Below are 13,697 nucleotides of genomic sequence, written 5' to 3' on the forward strand. Positions count from 1 at the left end.
CGCACGACCGGGGGAGGACCGATGATCCGCGTCGCACTCGTGGACGACCAGGCGCTGTTCCGCGCCGGCATCCGCATGCTGGTCGATTCGCAGCCCGACCTCGAGGTCGTGGCCGAGGCGTCCGACGGGCGCGAGGCGCTCGACGTGGTCCGCTCCACCCGCCCCGACGTGGTGCTGATGGACATCCGCATGCCGGTCATGGACGGCCTGACCGCGACAGCCGAGCTGCTCGCCGACCCCGAGCCGCCGCGCATCGTCATGCTCACGACGTTCGACCTCGACGAGGCCGCGGCCCGCGCGATCCGCCAGGGCGCCAGCGGCTTCCTGCTGAAGGACGCCGACCCCGAGTTCCTGCTCGCTGCCATCCGCACCGTGCATTCGGGATCGGCCGTGATCGCGGCGTCCGCCACCCGCGACCTGTTCGCTCACTTCGCGGATGCCGCACCGCGGCCCGTTCCGCCCGCCTATGGCGGGCTCACCGAGCGCGAGCGCGAGATCTTCGCGCTCGCCGCCCGCGGCCTGTCGAACGCCGAGATCGCGGCCCGGGAGTTCCTGTCGGAGGCGACGGTGAAGACGCACATCAGCCGCATCCTGACCAAGCTCGGCCTGCGCGACCGCGTGCAGCTGGTGGTGTTCGCCTTCGAGCACGGCCTGGCGTAGCGGCGGCGCACGGGCGTGCACAACGTCGGCATTTCTGCCGCACCGGCGCCGGCATCGCGGCGCGCCGCCCGGCAACCGGTCGATCTGCCGAGGTTGTGCACGGCGCGCGGCGTCGCGGGGTCAGCGACCCTCGAGGGCGGCGCGGTGCTTGGCGTACTGGCGCCGGCCGATCAGGCGCCACGCGAGCCGGCCGGGCGCCGGCATGTGCGTGCGCAGCCACGCGTCGCCGCCGTCGGGCTGCGACGCGAGGATCTCGCCGAGCTGCTGCCATGTCTGCCCCTTCGGCACGGCCTTGCGTCCGTGCTCGGCGAACCACTCGACCTCCTCCTCGGTGATCGTGCGCTCCATGACGGGCACGATGTTGGCCTCCTCGTCGGGGAGGTGCACGGCGAGGGCGGCGTTGATCCCATCGAGCGCCGCGAGCACGGGCACCGAGTCCGCCTCCGACGCTGACGCACGCCAGGCCGGCAGCGCCCGGTCCAGGGCGGTGAGGTGCACGAGCATCTCGGCGTGCTGCTCCTTCATGCGCTCGACGTGCGCGGCGCAGGCCGGTGCCCGCTCCTCGAGGGCGTCCCACAGTCGGGCGTCCTCGCCCTCGTGGTGGGCGTGCAGCGCGATCGACAGCGTCTCGAGCTGCGTGGCGACCGCGGCCGCGTGTGCGGTGTCGCCGGAGGCGACGCCGCGCACCAGGTCGGGGCTCTCGCCGAACGTGCGCCGGAAGAGCCGATGGATCTCGATCATCCCGCTGGCGTCGCACGTCTTCGGGCCGGCGGGCAGGTCGCCGCGCGGCGGCAGGGGCGTGGCGGGCATCGGGTCTCCTCGTCATCTATGGCCTGCCGCGACCCTAGACCCGTGCCCCGGCGCGCGGAAGAGATCATCCTGCAGATGTACTCGGATGCCTCGCCAGGCCGACGCGCCGTCCCACCTGCCGTTCGTACCGTCGAAGGCATGGAGATCACATCGACCGACTTGGGGCTCGCGGCGCGGGTCCAGCAGCTCACGAAGACCTACGGCCGCGGCGAGAGCGGCGTCCGCGCACTGGATGAGGTGTCGGTGGGCATCCGCCGTGGCGAGTTCACCGCGATCATGGGACCGTCCGGCTCGGGCAAGTCGACGCTCATGCACATCATGGCGGGACTCGATGCCCCGAGCTCGGGTCGCGCGTGGATCGGCGACACCGACATCACCGGCCTTTCCGACCTCGAGCTCACGATCCTGCGCCGCCGTCGCGTGGGCTTCGTGTTCCAGGCGTTCAACCTCGTGCCGACGCTCGACGCGCTCGGCAACATCCTGCTGCCGTTCGACCTCGACGGACGCCGCCCGACGGCCCTCGAGAAGGCCCGGATCGACGGCCTGATCGAGGCGCTCGGCCTCACGCCGCGGCTGCGGCACCGTCCGCACGAGCTCTCGGGCGGCCAGCAGCAGCGCGTCGCCATCGCCCGCGCCCTCGCCACGGCGCCCGACCTGGTCTTCGCTGACGAGCCCACCGGCAACCTCGACTCGCGCACCGGCCGCGAGGTGCTCGGGCTCCTCGCGGCCGCCAGCCGCGATCACGGCCAGTCGATCGCGATGGTCACGCACGACCCGATCGCTGCGAGCCACGCCGACCGCGTGCTCTTCCTCGGCGACGGACGCATCGTCGCCGACAAGCCGCGTCAGACCGCCGAGGAGATCTCGGCGTACATGCTCGCGAGCGAGCTCGGCACCAGCGAGCCGGCGGTGGCGTCATGACCGCGGTCACCGCACAGGAACGAGTCGAGCGGATGCCGCAGCCCCCGGCCGCGCGTCCTCTCGCGTGGCTGCGCGAGCGCGGCATGGGTGCGAGCATCCTCGTCGCCGCCATCTCGAGCGCCTTCGGTGCACTGCTCCTCACCGCGACGGGGTATCTCGCGGCGATCATGGACGCCGACCCGTATATCGGCGACAGCGAGACGCTGGCCGCGGTGCTCGTGATCATGACGGTGATCCTCGTGGGCGTCGCCGTGTACGTCGCCGCGATCGTGACAGCCAACACCTTCTCGACGATCGTGGCGGGCCGCACCAGGCGCATCGCCTTGATGCGTCTGATCGGAGCATCGGCGTATTCGCAGCGCAACGAGATCGCCCGTCAGGGTCTCGTCGTCGGCGCGATCGGCGCCGTCGTCGGGCTCCTCACCGGAATGCTTGCGGCGGCCGGCGGCATCGCGCTCGCCGAGGCGCTCCTCGGGGTTCCCGACGTCGGCTACTCGGTCGTACAGGCAGTGCTCGCCATTCCGGCGATCATCGTGGCGCTCACCACGTGGGCCGCGGCCTGGGTGGGCTCGCGACGCGTGCTGACCGTGACGCCGCTGCAGGCGCTCGGTGGCTCGGTCGAGGCATCCCACGACTCGTACACCCGCCGCAAGGGGCGCAACGGAGCCGCGATCGGCCTGTTCGCTTCGGGGGCTGCGCTGCTGGCGGCGGGCATCGCGCTGGGTCTGGTCTCGCCCCTCGGCGTGGTGATCGCGTTCCTCGGCGGACTGCTGTCGTTCACCGGCCTCGTGCTCGGCTCGACGATGGTCATGCCGCCGGTGCTGCGCCTGGTCGGCCGCCTGTTCGGCGACTCGGCGACCTCGCGACTCGCGGCCGAGAACGCACTGCGCTACCCGGAGCGATCGAGCCGCATGGCGATCGGCGTCGTGATCGGTGTGACGCTCGTCACGATGTTCGCCGTCGCTCTCGAGACGGTGAAGGCGGTCGTCGCCGCATCCGGCGGGGGCGAGATCGATCGTGACTTCGAGGCGCTTCTCGACATGTTCGCCGGCATCATGATGGGCCTCGTCGCCGTCTCGGCGGTCATCGCCGCCGTGGGACTCGTCAACCTCCTGACGATCGGCGTGGTGCAGCGCCGCCGCGAGCTCGGGCTGCTGCGCTCGCTCGGCGTCTCGACCAGCCAGGTGCGTCGCATGGTGATGCTCGAGGCTGCGCACATCACGATCGCGGCCGTCGTCACCGGGCTGGTGCTGGGCACGGTCTACGGGTGGGCCGGAGCGCAGTCCGTGCTCGGCTCGGTCGCCGTCCCGCCGGCGTGGCAGTCGCCCACGTTCGTCGCCCCGGCGCTGCCGTGGCTGCCCATCGCGCTCGTCGTGGTCGCGACCGCCGTGCTCACGCTCGTCGCCGCGGTCGTTCCGACGCGCCTGGCGACGCGGGTAGCTCCGATCGAGGCGCTCGCCGACTGACGCCCACGCCGGCGCCGGGCCCGGCGCCGCCCGGGCCCCCCTTCCAGTCCCCCATCCCTCCGTTCCCCGCGAGACTGCACCCGGGCGCCGAGACTGCAGCTACGCGCTGCGGTCTCGGCGCACCAGTGCAGTCTCGCGGAAGACCCGGGGGGGAGACCGGGGGGAGGACCGGGTCCGGGCGGCGTCAGATCGCGACGTCGGCCTCGGGGTCGTGGGCCCAGCTCGGTGCGAGGGCGCGGATGCGGGCGGCGCGCCACTGCCACATGCCCCACAGCACCGGCCAGAGCGCGGGAGCCGTCGGCCCGCCGATCACGAGCCGGTCGCGCCAGAGTGTCTTGGATGGTTCGCCCGGCGCGGGTGAGACCGCCATCTGGTGGTCCCACACGTCGAGACTGGCGAGGGGACCGGTGAGCGGGATGCCGCTGTCACGGAAGATGCGCACGGGGCCCGCCGGCTCGTCGACCACGCGCTCGCTCACGTGGATCAGCTGGCGGCCGGACGGCACGCCGAAGGCCGAGAGCTGCACGGGCACGTCGTCGCCGGGCGACCACGCCGTCGGCAGCCCGTCGGGTACGAGCGGCTCGAGCCCGAGCACGGGGCCGTAGAGCTCCGCCACCGCGCGGGGCGAGTGGAGGGCCCGCCAGGCGGCGTCGGCGTCGCAGTCGATCACGAGCTTGAGCAGGATGCGCATGCTCCAGTCTCGCACCGTGCACCGCGGGCGGGTGGAGGGGCAGGTCTGCCGAGCCGCCTGCCGTGCCGCAACCCCGCCCGACACCGGCTCGGCGGTGCGGCCGGTGCGATCGTCCGGGCCCGCCGTGCCACGACTCCGCCTGGCACACGCTCGGCCGCGCTTCACGTGCCGTCTTCGTGCGGGTGACGGCGGGCGGACGCCCTCGCGGGTCGGAGTTGCGACACATGCCGCCGTACGCTGGACGGATGCCCGGCCACCTGTTCGACCAGTCCTCCTACCAGGTGCGTCTCGACTGGGGCGTCGACGGTCTCGTGCGCGTCGCCCCGAGCGACGTCATCGTGGTGGTCGACGTGCTCCGGTTCTCGTCGACGGTCATCCAGGCCGTCGAGAACGGAAAGGCGGTGGAACTGGATGCCGCGGCCCACGCGGTCTCGATCAACGGCGCGGCCGTCGCCGAGGCCGCAGCCGGATCAGGTGCCACCGTGCTGCTGGGGGGCCTGCGCAACGCGTCCGCAGTGGCGCGCGCGGTCATGACGATCCAGCACCACCGCGGCGACCGCACGAGCATCGCCGTCATCGCCTGCGGAGAGCGCGTCTCGGCTGATGCCGTCGCCCCGCTGCGCTTCGCCGTCGAAGACCTGATGGGTGCAGGAGCCGTCGTCGACGCGCTCGCCGAGCTCGGCATCGACCACTCGTCGCCTGACGCCGCCGTCGCGGGCGAGGGGTTCCGGGCACTGCGCGGCGCCGCTCGGCACCTCGTCACCGCGAGCGGCTCCGGCCGCGAGCTCGAGGCAGCGGGACGGCGGGACGAGGTGCTCGCCGCGGCCGCCGTGGACGCGGCATCCGTCGTCCCCGTCCTTCGCGAGGGCGCGTTCGAAGCCTTCTGACACCAGCGCGCCGCACAGACACCGGATCCAGGACACCGGCGCGCCGCGCAGGACAGTCGGACCCCCGTGCCCCGTCACTCGCACCGAAGCACCGCGCCCCGCACCGCCGCCGCGACGCGCGCACCCGGGCACCCGGCGCCGCGACACCTGCATCCGCCCAGGCACCCGCCGCCCCGGACCCCCGGGCCCCGTCACCCGCACCGAGGCACCGCGCCCCACACCCGGACCCCCGCCGCGACGCCCGCACCCGGACCCCCGCCGCGACGCCCGCACCCGGGCACCCGGCGCCGCGACAACTGCACCCGCCGCCGTGGCACCCACCGCCGGGGCACCCACCGCCGCGACTGCCGACGCCCTCCCGGGTCAGCGCGGGGTCATCGCCGCCAGGCGCGTCGCCGGGGTGATCTCGCGCCGCGTCCATGTGAAGGTGAACCGCTCGTCGAAGCGCGGCGCGCACTTCGCGCACGAGGTCGGACGGGTGGCGCGGCGATGCCGGTACGCGACGTGCCCGGCCGGGCACACGCCCACCCACGGCGCCAGGTCGGTGGCCGTCTCGCCGTGATGGGTGGTGCCGCCCACGTAGCCGAGGTCGCGGGCGACGGCCTTCCACTTGGCGCCGTGGCCCGCCGCCGGCCCGGCGAGCGCGTGGGCCACCTCGTGCAGCAGCGTCTGGTGGTTGGTGTCGTCGTCGTGGCGTGCGGCGAGGTATCGCGAGACGCTGATGCGACGGCTCGTGTAGTCGCACAGTCCGGCACGGCGCTTGGCGTTGTCGAACGCGAACGACCACGAGTCATCGAGGTGGGTCGAGATGAGCGCCTCAGCCCAGAGGCGCACGCGATGCAGGTCCGACATGAACGCGAGAGTAGGGGGTGGCTGCGACAGTCAGCTGGCGACGGATGCCGCGGCCCGGCGCCGGTCTGCGGCATCGATCGCGAGCAGCGTGGACTCGAGCTGGTCGTCGGGGGCTCCGGACTCCTGGCGCAGGAACAGAGCCCGCTTGAAGTCCCGCCGCGCCGACTCGTAGTCGCCGGCTTCGTAGTGGGTGCGGCCGCGGTGCTGATAGGCGAACGCGGCGATGCCGGCCCAGCCCTGGCCGTCGGCCTCTTCGGCGCAGGTCGTGAGCTCCTGGTCGGCCGCGGCGTACGCGCCGCGCGTCTGCAGCACCGAGGCGTGCAGGATGCGGGCGCGCAGCAGGTCCTTGCGGGTGCCGGCCATGCGGGCGACGCGCACCGACTGCTCCGAGACGACGAGGGCATCCTCGGTGCGATCGAGCACCTTCAGCAGCCACACGCGCTCGAGCAGGGCCGGAAGGCTGCGCTGCTCGCCGATCTCGTCGAGGCGCTCCTTGCACTGGCGGGGATCCACCTTCTCGCGGAGGGTGTCGGGGTCGTACCCGCGGATGTAGCTCACAGCGACTCCCTTCGCACACGGTCAGCTCGCTGCATCCAGTGTGCCGCCGGGCGAGCGCTGTCCGGCCGTGCCACGCCGGGGCGCGGCATCCCACCGCCGTCGGAAGCGACGGTCAGCGGTCGAACAGCGACGACGACGGCTTCGGCGAGTCTGTCGCGTCGCCGTCGGTCGCGACCCGGGCGCCGCGGGCGAACTCGACGACCTCGGCGCCCTGCGCCACCTTCGCAGGGTGCGGGCCGGCCGCCATGAGGCGCGGCAGCCACTCCGTGGGGAGGGGAGCTCGGGATGCCGCGATCACGAGATTGCCGAAGCGGCGACCCTTCAGCGTCTGCACCTCGGCGAGCACGATGACGTGCTCGAGCACCGCCGCGACCGTCGCGACCTGGCGGCGGGCGAAGGCGAGCCCGGCCCCGTCGGCGACGTTGACCAGCAGCACGCCGTCGGGCGCGAGGAAGCGCGCAGCCTCGGTGTAGAACTCCACGGTGGTGAGATGGGCGGGCGTCTGGGCGCCCGAGTAGACGTCGGACACGACGAGGTCGGCCGCGCCGATCAGCCCCGCGGGCAGGCGGCCCAGCACCGCGCGGGCGTCGCCGATCCGCACGCGGATAGATGCCCCGCGCGGGAGCGGGAGATTCTCGCGCACGAGGTCCCACAGCGCCGGCTCGAGCTCGGCGACCTGCTGCCGCGAGCCCGGCCGCGTCGCCTCGACGTACCGCGGGATCGTGAGGGCGCCGGCACCGAGATGGATCGCGGTGAGCGGCTGGCCCGGTATCCGCAGTCTGTCGATCACCGCGCCCATGCGCGCCACGTACTCGAAGTGCAGGTGGGTGGGGTCGTCGAGGTCGACGTGCGACTGGGGCGTGCCGTCGACGTCGAGCTCCCATCCGCCGCCGAACGCCGAGGGCACGATAGAGGCGATGGCCCCGTCGAGCAGACGCGCCGAAGGAGCGGATGCCTCGTTCCCCCCGCGCGCCATGACCCTCACGTTAGCGCGGTCCGACCGCCGCTCCGGGGCCGGATTGACACATCTGCACTCGCGACGGCGTCGTCCGCGAGCACATCGCTGAGCCGCTGGACGTCCGCGCGGTCGAAACATAATCGAGACATAGGTGTAATCGCCGCAGCGTCCGCGTCCAGGTAGCGTCGATGCATCACACCCCCTGAGGGCGCCCCACGCCTCGCCTGCACGATGCCGTGAGCGGCGCCCACATGACATGGAAGGTGCACAGCACATGCTCCACACTTCGAAGAGGCGCCTTCTCGCGGGCGCCGCGGCGGTCGCCATCGGCGCCGTCGTCCTCACCGCCTGCGCCAGCGAGCGCGGCGGCGGCGGCGAGACCGGCGAGGCGAGCGACGTCGACTCGACGTTCGTCTTCGCGGCATCCAACGACCCCTCGGGTCTCGACCCCGCCTTCGCCAGCGACGGCGAGACCTTCCGCGTCGCGCGTCAGATCTTCGAGGGACTCGTGGGTGTCGAGCCGGGAACGGCCGACCCCGCCCCGCTCCTCGCCGAGAGCTGGGAGCAGTCCGAGGACGGTCTGTCGTACACCTTCACGCTGAAGGAGGGCGTCACCTTCCACGACGGCACCGACTTCAACGCCGAAGCCGTCTGCGCGAACTTCGAGCGCTGGTACAACTGGACCGGCCTCGCCCAGTCCGAGAGCCTGTCGTACTACTACGGCTCGCTCTTCAAGGGCTTCGCCGACTCGCCCGAGACCGCGGTCTACGAGTCCTGCACGGCCGACGACGAGACGCACGCGACGGTCACGCTCACGCAGCCGTTCGCCGGCTTCATCGCGGCCCTGTCGCTCCCCGCGTTCTCGATGCAGAGCCCGACGGCTCTCGCCGAGTACGACGCCGACGGCGTGGGCGGCACCGAGGAGTCCCCCACGCTCAGCGAGTACGCCAACGCGCACCCGACCGGCACCGGTCCGTTCGTCTTCGACGAGTGGGCGCCGGGCGAGCAGGTCACCCTCACGGCTTACCCCGAGTACTGGGGCGAGCAGGGCCAGGTGCAGGAGATCATCTTCCGCACCATCAGCGACACCACCGCGCGCCGTCAGGCGCTCGAGTCGGGCAGCATCGACGGCTACGACCTCGTCGCCCCCGCTGACACCGCCGCCCTCGAGGAGGCCGGCTACAACGTCATGCAGCGCGACCCGTTCACGATCCTCTACCTCGGCATGAACCAGGCCGTTCCGGAGCTCGCGAACCCGCTGGTGCGCGAGGCGATCCACCACGCCATCGACAAGGAGGCCCTGGTCACCCAGGTCCTGCCCGAGGGCACCGAGGTCGCGACGCAGTTCATCCCGCCGGTGGTCACGGGCTGGAACGAGGACGTCACCACGTACGACTACGACCCGGAGCGCGCCAAGGAGCTGCTCGCCGAGGCGGGCTACCCCGACGGTCTGACCCTCATGTTCAACTACCCGACGAACGTGTCGCGTCCGTACATGCCCAACCCGGAGCAGATCTTCACCAACCTGGCCTCGCAGCTCGAGGCCGTGGGCATCACGGTCACCCCGGCGGGCAACGAGTGGAACCCGGCGTACCTCGACCGCATCCAGGGCGGCGCGGACCACGGTCTGCACCTGCTCGGCTGGACCGGTGACTACAACGACACCGACAACTTCGTCGGCGTCTTCTTCGGACAGGCCTCGAACGAGTGGGGCTTCGACAACCCCGAGCTGTTCGAGGCGCTCACCGAGGCCCGCGGCACGGCCGACATCGAGGAGCAGACGGCGCAGTACCTGGCCATCAACGAGATGATCGCGGAGTTCAACCCCGGCGTCCCGCTGGCCCACCCCGCTCCGTCGCTGGCCTTCGACCCGCGCGTCGAGTCGTACCCGGCCAGCCCGGTCAACGACGAGGTGTTCAACCAGATCGTCCTCACCGAGTGACGAACTGACGGATGCCGCGGGTCGGGCACACGCCTGACCCGCGGCATCCGCGTTCCCCTCTCATCCTGGAACCCGGAGTCTTGTGTAGTGCTGCGCGTCATCGGCAAACGAGTCCTGTATCTCATCCCCACCCTGTTCGGCCTGTCGATCCTGCTGTTCCTCTGGGTGCGCTCCCTCCCGGGCGGACCCGCGGTCGCCATCCTCGGTGAGAAGGCGACGCCCGAGGCCATCGAGCGGATCAACGAGCTCTACGGGTTCGACCGGCCCCTGATCGAGCAGTACTTCACCTGGATCGCCTCGCTGTTCCAGGGCAACTTCGGCGCGTCGATCATGTCGGGCAGGCTCGTGCTCGAGGAGTTCGCGCTCCGCTTCCCGGCGACGCTCGAGCTCGCGATCGCGGCGCTCATCTTCGCCGTCGGCTTCGGCATCCCGCTCGGGTACTGGGCCGCCCGACGCCACGGCAAGGCCGCCGACCACTTCGCCGTCGTCGCCAGCCTCATCGGCATCACGATCCCGGTGTTCTTCCTGGCCTTCATCCTCAAATACGTCTTCGCCGTGCAGCTGGGCTGGCTCCCATCCGACGGGCGCCAGAACCCCCGCATCGACGCGACGCATCCCACGGGCTTCTACGTCCTCGACGGCATCCTCACGGGAGAGTTCGACGCCGCCTGGGACGCGATCCTCCACCTGATCCTCCCGGCGATCGCGCTGGGCACGATCCCGCTCGCGATCATCGTGCGCATCACCCGCGCCTCGGTGCTCGAGGTGCAGAACTCCGACTACGTGCGCACCGGCCGCGCGAAGGGCGTCTCGCAGGGCACGATCCGCAATCGCTTCATCCTCCGCAACGCGATGCTCCCCGTGGTGACGACCGTCGGCCTGCAGACCGGCCTGCTGATCTCCGGCGCGGTCCTCACCGAGAAGGTGTTCGCGTATCCCGGGGTCGGGCAGTTCATGGCCGATGCGATCTTCGAGCGCGACTACGCCGTGCTGCAGGGCTTCATCATCTTCATCGCGATCGGCTACGCCCTCATCAACCTGGCGGTAGACGTGTCGTACAGCTTCATCGATCCGAGAGTGAGGGTCTCATGATCGCGCTCCACGGCCGGAGGTCCCGCATGACCACGATGATCCCCACGGCGGGAGGTCTCGCATGACCTCTGCAATGCTGCCTCCTGCGCCGTCCGGCGGTCCCGTCGACGACACGGCGATCACCGACGGCGAACTGCTCGGCGCCCGAACGGGCGGCGGCGGCTTCTGGCGCGACGTCTTCCGTCGCCTGATGCACAACCCCTCGGCCTGGGTCGGCGGGGTCATCGTCTTCTTCTTCGTCCTCGTCGCCGTCCTGGCGCCGTGGCTCGCCCCGTATCCCCCGAATGCGCTCCCGGGCCAGGCCTACATCACGCCCACCCACATCCCGGGCCCGGGGGATCTGCCGCAGTTCCCGCTCGGCCTCGACCGCTTCGGCGGCGATGTGCTGTCGAAGCTGATCTGGGGTGCTCAGGCGTCGCTGATCATCGGCGTCGTGTCGACGGCGTTCGGCCTGATCGGCGGCATGCTGATCGGGTTCATCGCGGGCATGTTCGGCGGACAGGTCGACAACATCCTGATGCGCTTCGTCGACATCCTGCTGTCGGTGCCGAGCCTTCTGCTCGCCGTCTCCATCGCCGCACTTCTCGGCCAGACGCCGTTCTCGGTCATGATCGCCATCGGTGTCGCGCAGGTGCCCGTGTTCGCGCGCCTCCTGCGGTCGTCGATGCTGCAGCAGCGGAGCGCCGACTACGTGCTCTCGGCGCAGACCCTGGGTCTCGGCCGCGGCCGGATCACGATGAGCCACGTGCTGCCCAACTCGGTGGGTCCCGTCATCGTGCAGGGCACGCTGAGCCTCGCCACGGCGGTCATCGAGGCGGCGGCCCTGTCGTTCCTCGGTCTCGGCGGCGGCCGCCCCGAGACGGCCGAGTGGGGACGCATGCTCACGTATGCGCAGGCGGAGCTCGCGATCGCGCCGTGGCTCGCCTTCCTGCCCGGCATCTGCATCATGATCACCGCGCTCGGCTTCACCCTGCTCGGCGAGGCGCTCCGCGAGGCGATGGACCCCCGCACCCGCAAGCGCTGAGCCCGACGCGAACGGCCCCCGGAACCGCTGCGGTTCCGGGGGCCGTGTCGCAGGCGAGAGGCGTCAGACGGCGATGTCGAGCTCGTTGCCGGGGATCGATGCGAGCAGCCGGCGTGTGTACGGGTCGCGCGGGTTGGTGAAGATCTCCTCGCTGGACGCGGCCTCGACCAGCGCGCCGTCCTTCATGACGCAGACGTAGTCGCTGATCAGGCGCACCACCGCGAGGTCGTGCGAGATGAACAGGTAGCTCAGGCCGTACTCCTGCTGGAGGTCGCGCAGCAGGCGCAGGACCTGGTCCTGCACGAGCACATCGAGCGCCGACACCGGCTCGTCGCACACGATCAGGTCGGGCGAGAGCGCGAGTGCGCGGGCGATCGCGACGCGCTGCCGCTGGCCTCCCGACAGCTCGGACGGGTACCGCCGGAGCATCGTCTGCGGCAGCGCGACGTCGTCGAGCAGCTGACGCACGCGCGCCGCCCGCTCCTTGCCCGACCCACGCCGGTAGAACTCGAGCGGCTCGGAGATGATGCGCTCGATCGAGAACATCGGATTCAGCGACGAGTACGGATCCTGGAAGATCGGCTGCACGCGCTGGCGGAACTGCCGCAGATCGCGGCCCTTGAGCGCTGCGACGTCCTGGCCGTCGAAGCGGATCGACCCGCTGGTCGGCTCGACCACCTTGAGCATCATGCGCGCGGTCGTGGTCTTGCCCGAGCCGGACTCGCCCACGATCGCCACGGTCTCGCCGCGGGGGATCGCGAAGGACACGTCGTCGACGGCGGTGAAGTCCTCCTTGCTGCCGCGCACTTTGTAGACCTTGGTCAGCCCCTCGACCTCGACGATGTTGTCGGGGGCGGATGCCGCGGCCGCGGGCTCTTCGGGACGGCGCGGCTCGGTCGTCGCGGCGGGCGCGGCATCGGGCACCGCCGTGTCGGCGGGCGACGTCGTCGTCTTCCGGAACACCTCCGGCCGCAGTCGCACGGCCGCCACAGAGGGCGCCGCCTTCACGAGCGCCTGCGTGTACGGCTGCTGCGGATCCTCGAGGATCTGACGGGCGGGGCCTTGCTCGACGATGCGGCCGCGGTTCATCACGACCACGCGCGAGGCGCGCTCGGCGGCGAGCCCCAGGTCGTGGGTGATGAGCAGGACGGCCGTGCCGAGGTCGCTCGTCATGCGGTCGAGCTGGTCGAGGATGGTCTTCTGCACCGTCACGTCGAGGGCGCTCGTCGGCTCGTCGGCGATGAGGAGCTTGGGGTTGCAGGCCAGGCCGATCGCGATCAGCGCGCGCTGGCGCATGCCGCCGGAGAACTCGTGGGGGTACTGCTTCGCCCGGTCGGCGGCGTTCGGCAGGCCGGCGGCGGCGAGGGTCTCCACGACGCGCTGGTCGACGTTCTTACGTGTGGCGAGCCCGTGGGCGAGCAGCGTCTCGGCGATCTGCGTGCCGATCTTGACGACCGGGTTGAGGTTCGACATCGGGTCCTGCGGCACGAGGCCGATCGAACCGCCCCGCACGGTGCGCATGACGCTCTCGGGTGCCCCGACGAGGTCTTCGCCCTCGAACAGGATGCTGCCCTTGGTGACCTTGCCGTTGCCGGGGAGGAGTCCGATGATCGCCATCGCGGTCGTCGACTTGCCCGATCCTGACTCGCCCACGATGGCGAGGGTCTCACCCGCCGCGAGGTCGAGGTCGACCTCCTCGACGGCGTGCACCGGGCCATCGATGGTGCGGAACTCGACGCCGACGTCGCGGACCTGGAGGAGCGGCGTCCCGGCCGCGGGACGTTCGGTGGAGCGGGCCATTCGTCCATCCTGCCTTCCGCGGGGCCGTCGTGCACG

General features: G+C 71.6%; 13 protein-coding genes. 7 read left to right on the plus strand and 6 right to left on the minus strand.

The genetic code is table 11. The features are described 5' to 3' along the window. Positions 1-21 precede the first annotated feature (21 nt). Entirely contained in the window at positions 22-660 is a 639-nt protein-coding gene (locus tag MK786_RS14750) for a response regulator transcription factor (RefSeq protein WP_241112993.1), read from the plus strand. A gap of 120 nt (positions 661-780) precedes the next feature. Here MK786_RS14750 and MK786_RS14755 read toward each other — a convergent pair whose 3' ends face one another. Beyond that, positions 781-1,470: a hemerythrin domain-containing protein gene (locus tag MK786_RS14755; protein ID WP_241112994.1), complete on the minus strand. Its 690-nt coding sequence runs from the start codon at positions 1,468-1,470 to the stop codon at positions 781-783. A gap of 138 nt (positions 1,471-1,608) precedes the next feature. Here MK786_RS14755 and MK786_RS14760 point away from each other — a divergent pair, with 138 nt between their 5' ends. Both MK786_RS14760 and MK786_RS14765 read left to right on the plus strand, forming a co-directional pair. After that, the gene (locus MK786_RS14760) at positions 1,609-2,391 is read left to right on the plus strand and encodes an ABC transporter ATP-binding protein (protein ID WP_241112995.1); all 783 of its coding nucleotides are present in this window, start codon (positions 1,609-1,611) and stop codon (positions 2,389-2,391) included. Continuing rightward, positions 2,388-3,857, plus strand: coding sequence for an FtsX-like permease family protein (locus tag MK786_RS14765; RefSeq protein WP_374200488.1), 1,470 nt, complete (start codon positions 2,388-2,390; stop codon positions 3,855-3,857). The genes MK786_RS14760 and MK786_RS14765 overlap by 4 nt, the downstream gene beginning before the upstream one ends. A gap of 184 nt (positions 3,858-4,041) precedes the next feature. Here the strand turns inward: MK786_RS14765 and MK786_RS14770 are convergent, their stop codons facing one another. Next, positions 4,042-4,548 carry a hypothetical protein gene (locus MK786_RS14770; protein WP_241112996.1) on the minus strand — a complete coding sequence of 169 codons (507 nt, stop codon included), beginning with the start codon at positions 4,546-4,548 and terminating at the stop codon, positions 4,042-4,044. Positions 4,549-4,793: 245 nt separating this feature from the next. On the opposite strand from MK786_RS14770, the gene MK786_RS14775 reads away from it, so the two are divergent. Next, complete coding sequence (locus MK786_RS14775; RefSeq protein ID WP_241112997.1) at positions 4,794-5,435, plus strand: 2-phosphosulfolactate phosphatase; 642 nt, start codon at positions 4,794-4,796, stop codon at positions 5,433-5,435. Positions 5,436-5,798: 363 nt separating this feature from the next. On the opposite strand, the gene MK786_RS14780 is transcribed toward MK786_RS14775, so the two are convergent. The 3 genes from MK786_RS14780 to MK786_RS14790 form a co-directional block, all read right to left on the minus strand. Next, positions 5,799-6,287: a SprT-like domain-containing protein gene (locus MK786_RS14780; RefSeq protein WP_241112998.1), complete on the minus strand. Its 489-nt coding sequence runs from the start codon at positions 6,285-6,287 to the stop codon at positions 5,799-5,801. A 30-nt stretch (positions 6,288-6,317) separates the two neighbouring features. Next, on the minus strand, positions 6,318-6,845 hold the full coding sequence (locus MK786_RS14785; protein ID WP_241112999.1) for a tetratricopeptide repeat protein: 528 nt from the start codon (positions 6,843-6,845) through the stop codon (positions 6,318-6,320). Between the two features lie 112 nt (positions 6,846-6,957). Continuing rightward, positions 6,958-7,821, minus strand: a complete 864-nt coding sequence (locus MK786_RS14790; RefSeq protein ID WP_241113000.1) for a fused MFS/spermidine synthase — start codon at positions 7,819-7,821, stop codon at positions 6,958-6,960. A gap of 256 nt (positions 7,822-8,077) precedes the next feature. Here MK786_RS14790 and MK786_RS14795 point away from each other — a divergent pair, with 256 nt between their 5' ends. From MK786_RS14795 to MK786_RS14805, 3 genes are all read left to right on the plus strand, one after another. Further along, positions 8,078-9,745 carry an ABC transporter substrate-binding protein gene (locus MK786_RS14795; RefSeq protein WP_241113001.1) on the plus strand — a complete coding sequence of 556 codons (1,668 nt, stop codon included), beginning with the start codon at positions 8,078-8,080 and terminating at the stop codon, positions 9,743-9,745. Between the two features lie 87 nt (positions 9,746-9,832). Then, complete coding sequence (locus tag MK786_RS14800; RefSeq protein ID WP_241113002.1) at positions 9,833-10,837, plus strand: ABC transporter permease; 1,005 nt, start codon at positions 9,833-9,835, stop codon at positions 10,835-10,837. Between the two features lie 61 nt (positions 10,838-10,898). Then, the gene (locus tag MK786_RS14805) at positions 10,899-11,861 is read left to right on the plus strand and encodes an ABC transporter permease (RefSeq protein ID WP_241113003.1); all 963 of its coding nucleotides are present in this window, start codon (positions 10,899-10,901) and stop codon (positions 11,859-11,861) included. Positions 11,862-11,924: 63 nt separating this feature from the next. On the opposite strand, the gene MK786_RS14810 is transcribed toward MK786_RS14805, so the two are convergent. Then, the gene (locus tag MK786_RS14810; RefSeq protein WP_241113004.1) at positions 11,925-13,661 is read right to left on the minus strand and encodes an ABC transporter ATP-binding protein; all 1,737 of its coding nucleotides are present in this window, start codon (positions 13,659-13,661) and stop codon (positions 11,925-11,927) included. Positions 13,662-13,697: the final 36 nt, after the last annotated feature.

This window comes from Microbacterium sp. CFH 31415 (genome assembly GCF_022538185.1).
Classification (GTDB): domain Bacteria; phylum Actinomycetota; class Actinomycetes; order Actinomycetales; family Microbacteriaceae; genus Microbacterium.

What these genes read in the sequence shown, in the direction of transcription:
- MK786_RS14750 (WP_241112993.1), top strand. Translation starts at nt 22, where the DNA reads ATGATCCGCGTCGCACTCGTGGACGACCAGGCGCTGTTCCGCGCCGGC.
- MK786_RS14755 (WP_241112994.1), bottom strand. Translation starts at nt 1,470, where the DNA reads ATGCCCGCCACGCCCCTGCCGCCGCGCGGCGACCTGCCCGCCGGCCCG.
- MK786_RS14760 (WP_241112995.1), top strand. Translation starts at nt 1,609, where the DNA reads ATGGAGATCACATCGACCGACTTGGGGCTCGCGGCGCGGGTCCAGCAG.
- MK786_RS14765 (WP_374200488.1), top strand. Translation starts at nt 2,388, where the DNA reads ATGACCGCGGTCACCGCACAGGAACGAGTCGAGCGGATGCCGCAGCCC.
- MK786_RS14770 (WP_241112996.1), bottom strand. Translation starts at nt 4,548, where the DNA reads ATGCGCATCCTGCTCAAGCTCGTGATCGACTGCGACGCCGACGCCGCC.
- MK786_RS14775 (WP_241112997.1), top strand. Translation starts at nt 4,794, where the DNA reads ATGCCCGGCCACCTGTTCGACCAGTCCTCCTACCAGGTGCGTCTCGAC.
- MK786_RS14780 (WP_241112998.1), bottom strand. Translation starts at nt 6,287, where the DNA reads ATGTCGGACCTGCATCGCGTGCGCCTCTGGGCTGAGGCGCTCATCTCG.
- MK786_RS14790 (WP_241113000.1), bottom strand. Translation starts at nt 7,821, where the DNA reads ATGGCGCGCGGGGGGAACGAGGCATCCGCTCCTTCGGCGCGTCTGCTC.
- MK786_RS14795 (WP_241113001.1), top strand. Translation starts at nt 8,078, where the DNA reads ATGCTCCACACTTCGAAGAGGCGCCTTCTCGCGGGCGCCGCGGCGGTC.
- MK786_RS14805 (WP_241113003.1), top strand. Translation starts at nt 10,899, where the DNA reads ATGACCTCTGCAATGCTGCCTCCTGCGCCGTCCGGCGGTCCCGTCGAC.
- MK786_RS14810 (WP_241113004.1), bottom strand. Translation starts at nt 13,661, where the DNA reads ATGGCCCGCTCCACCGAACGTCCCGCGGCCGGGACGCCGCTCCTCCAG.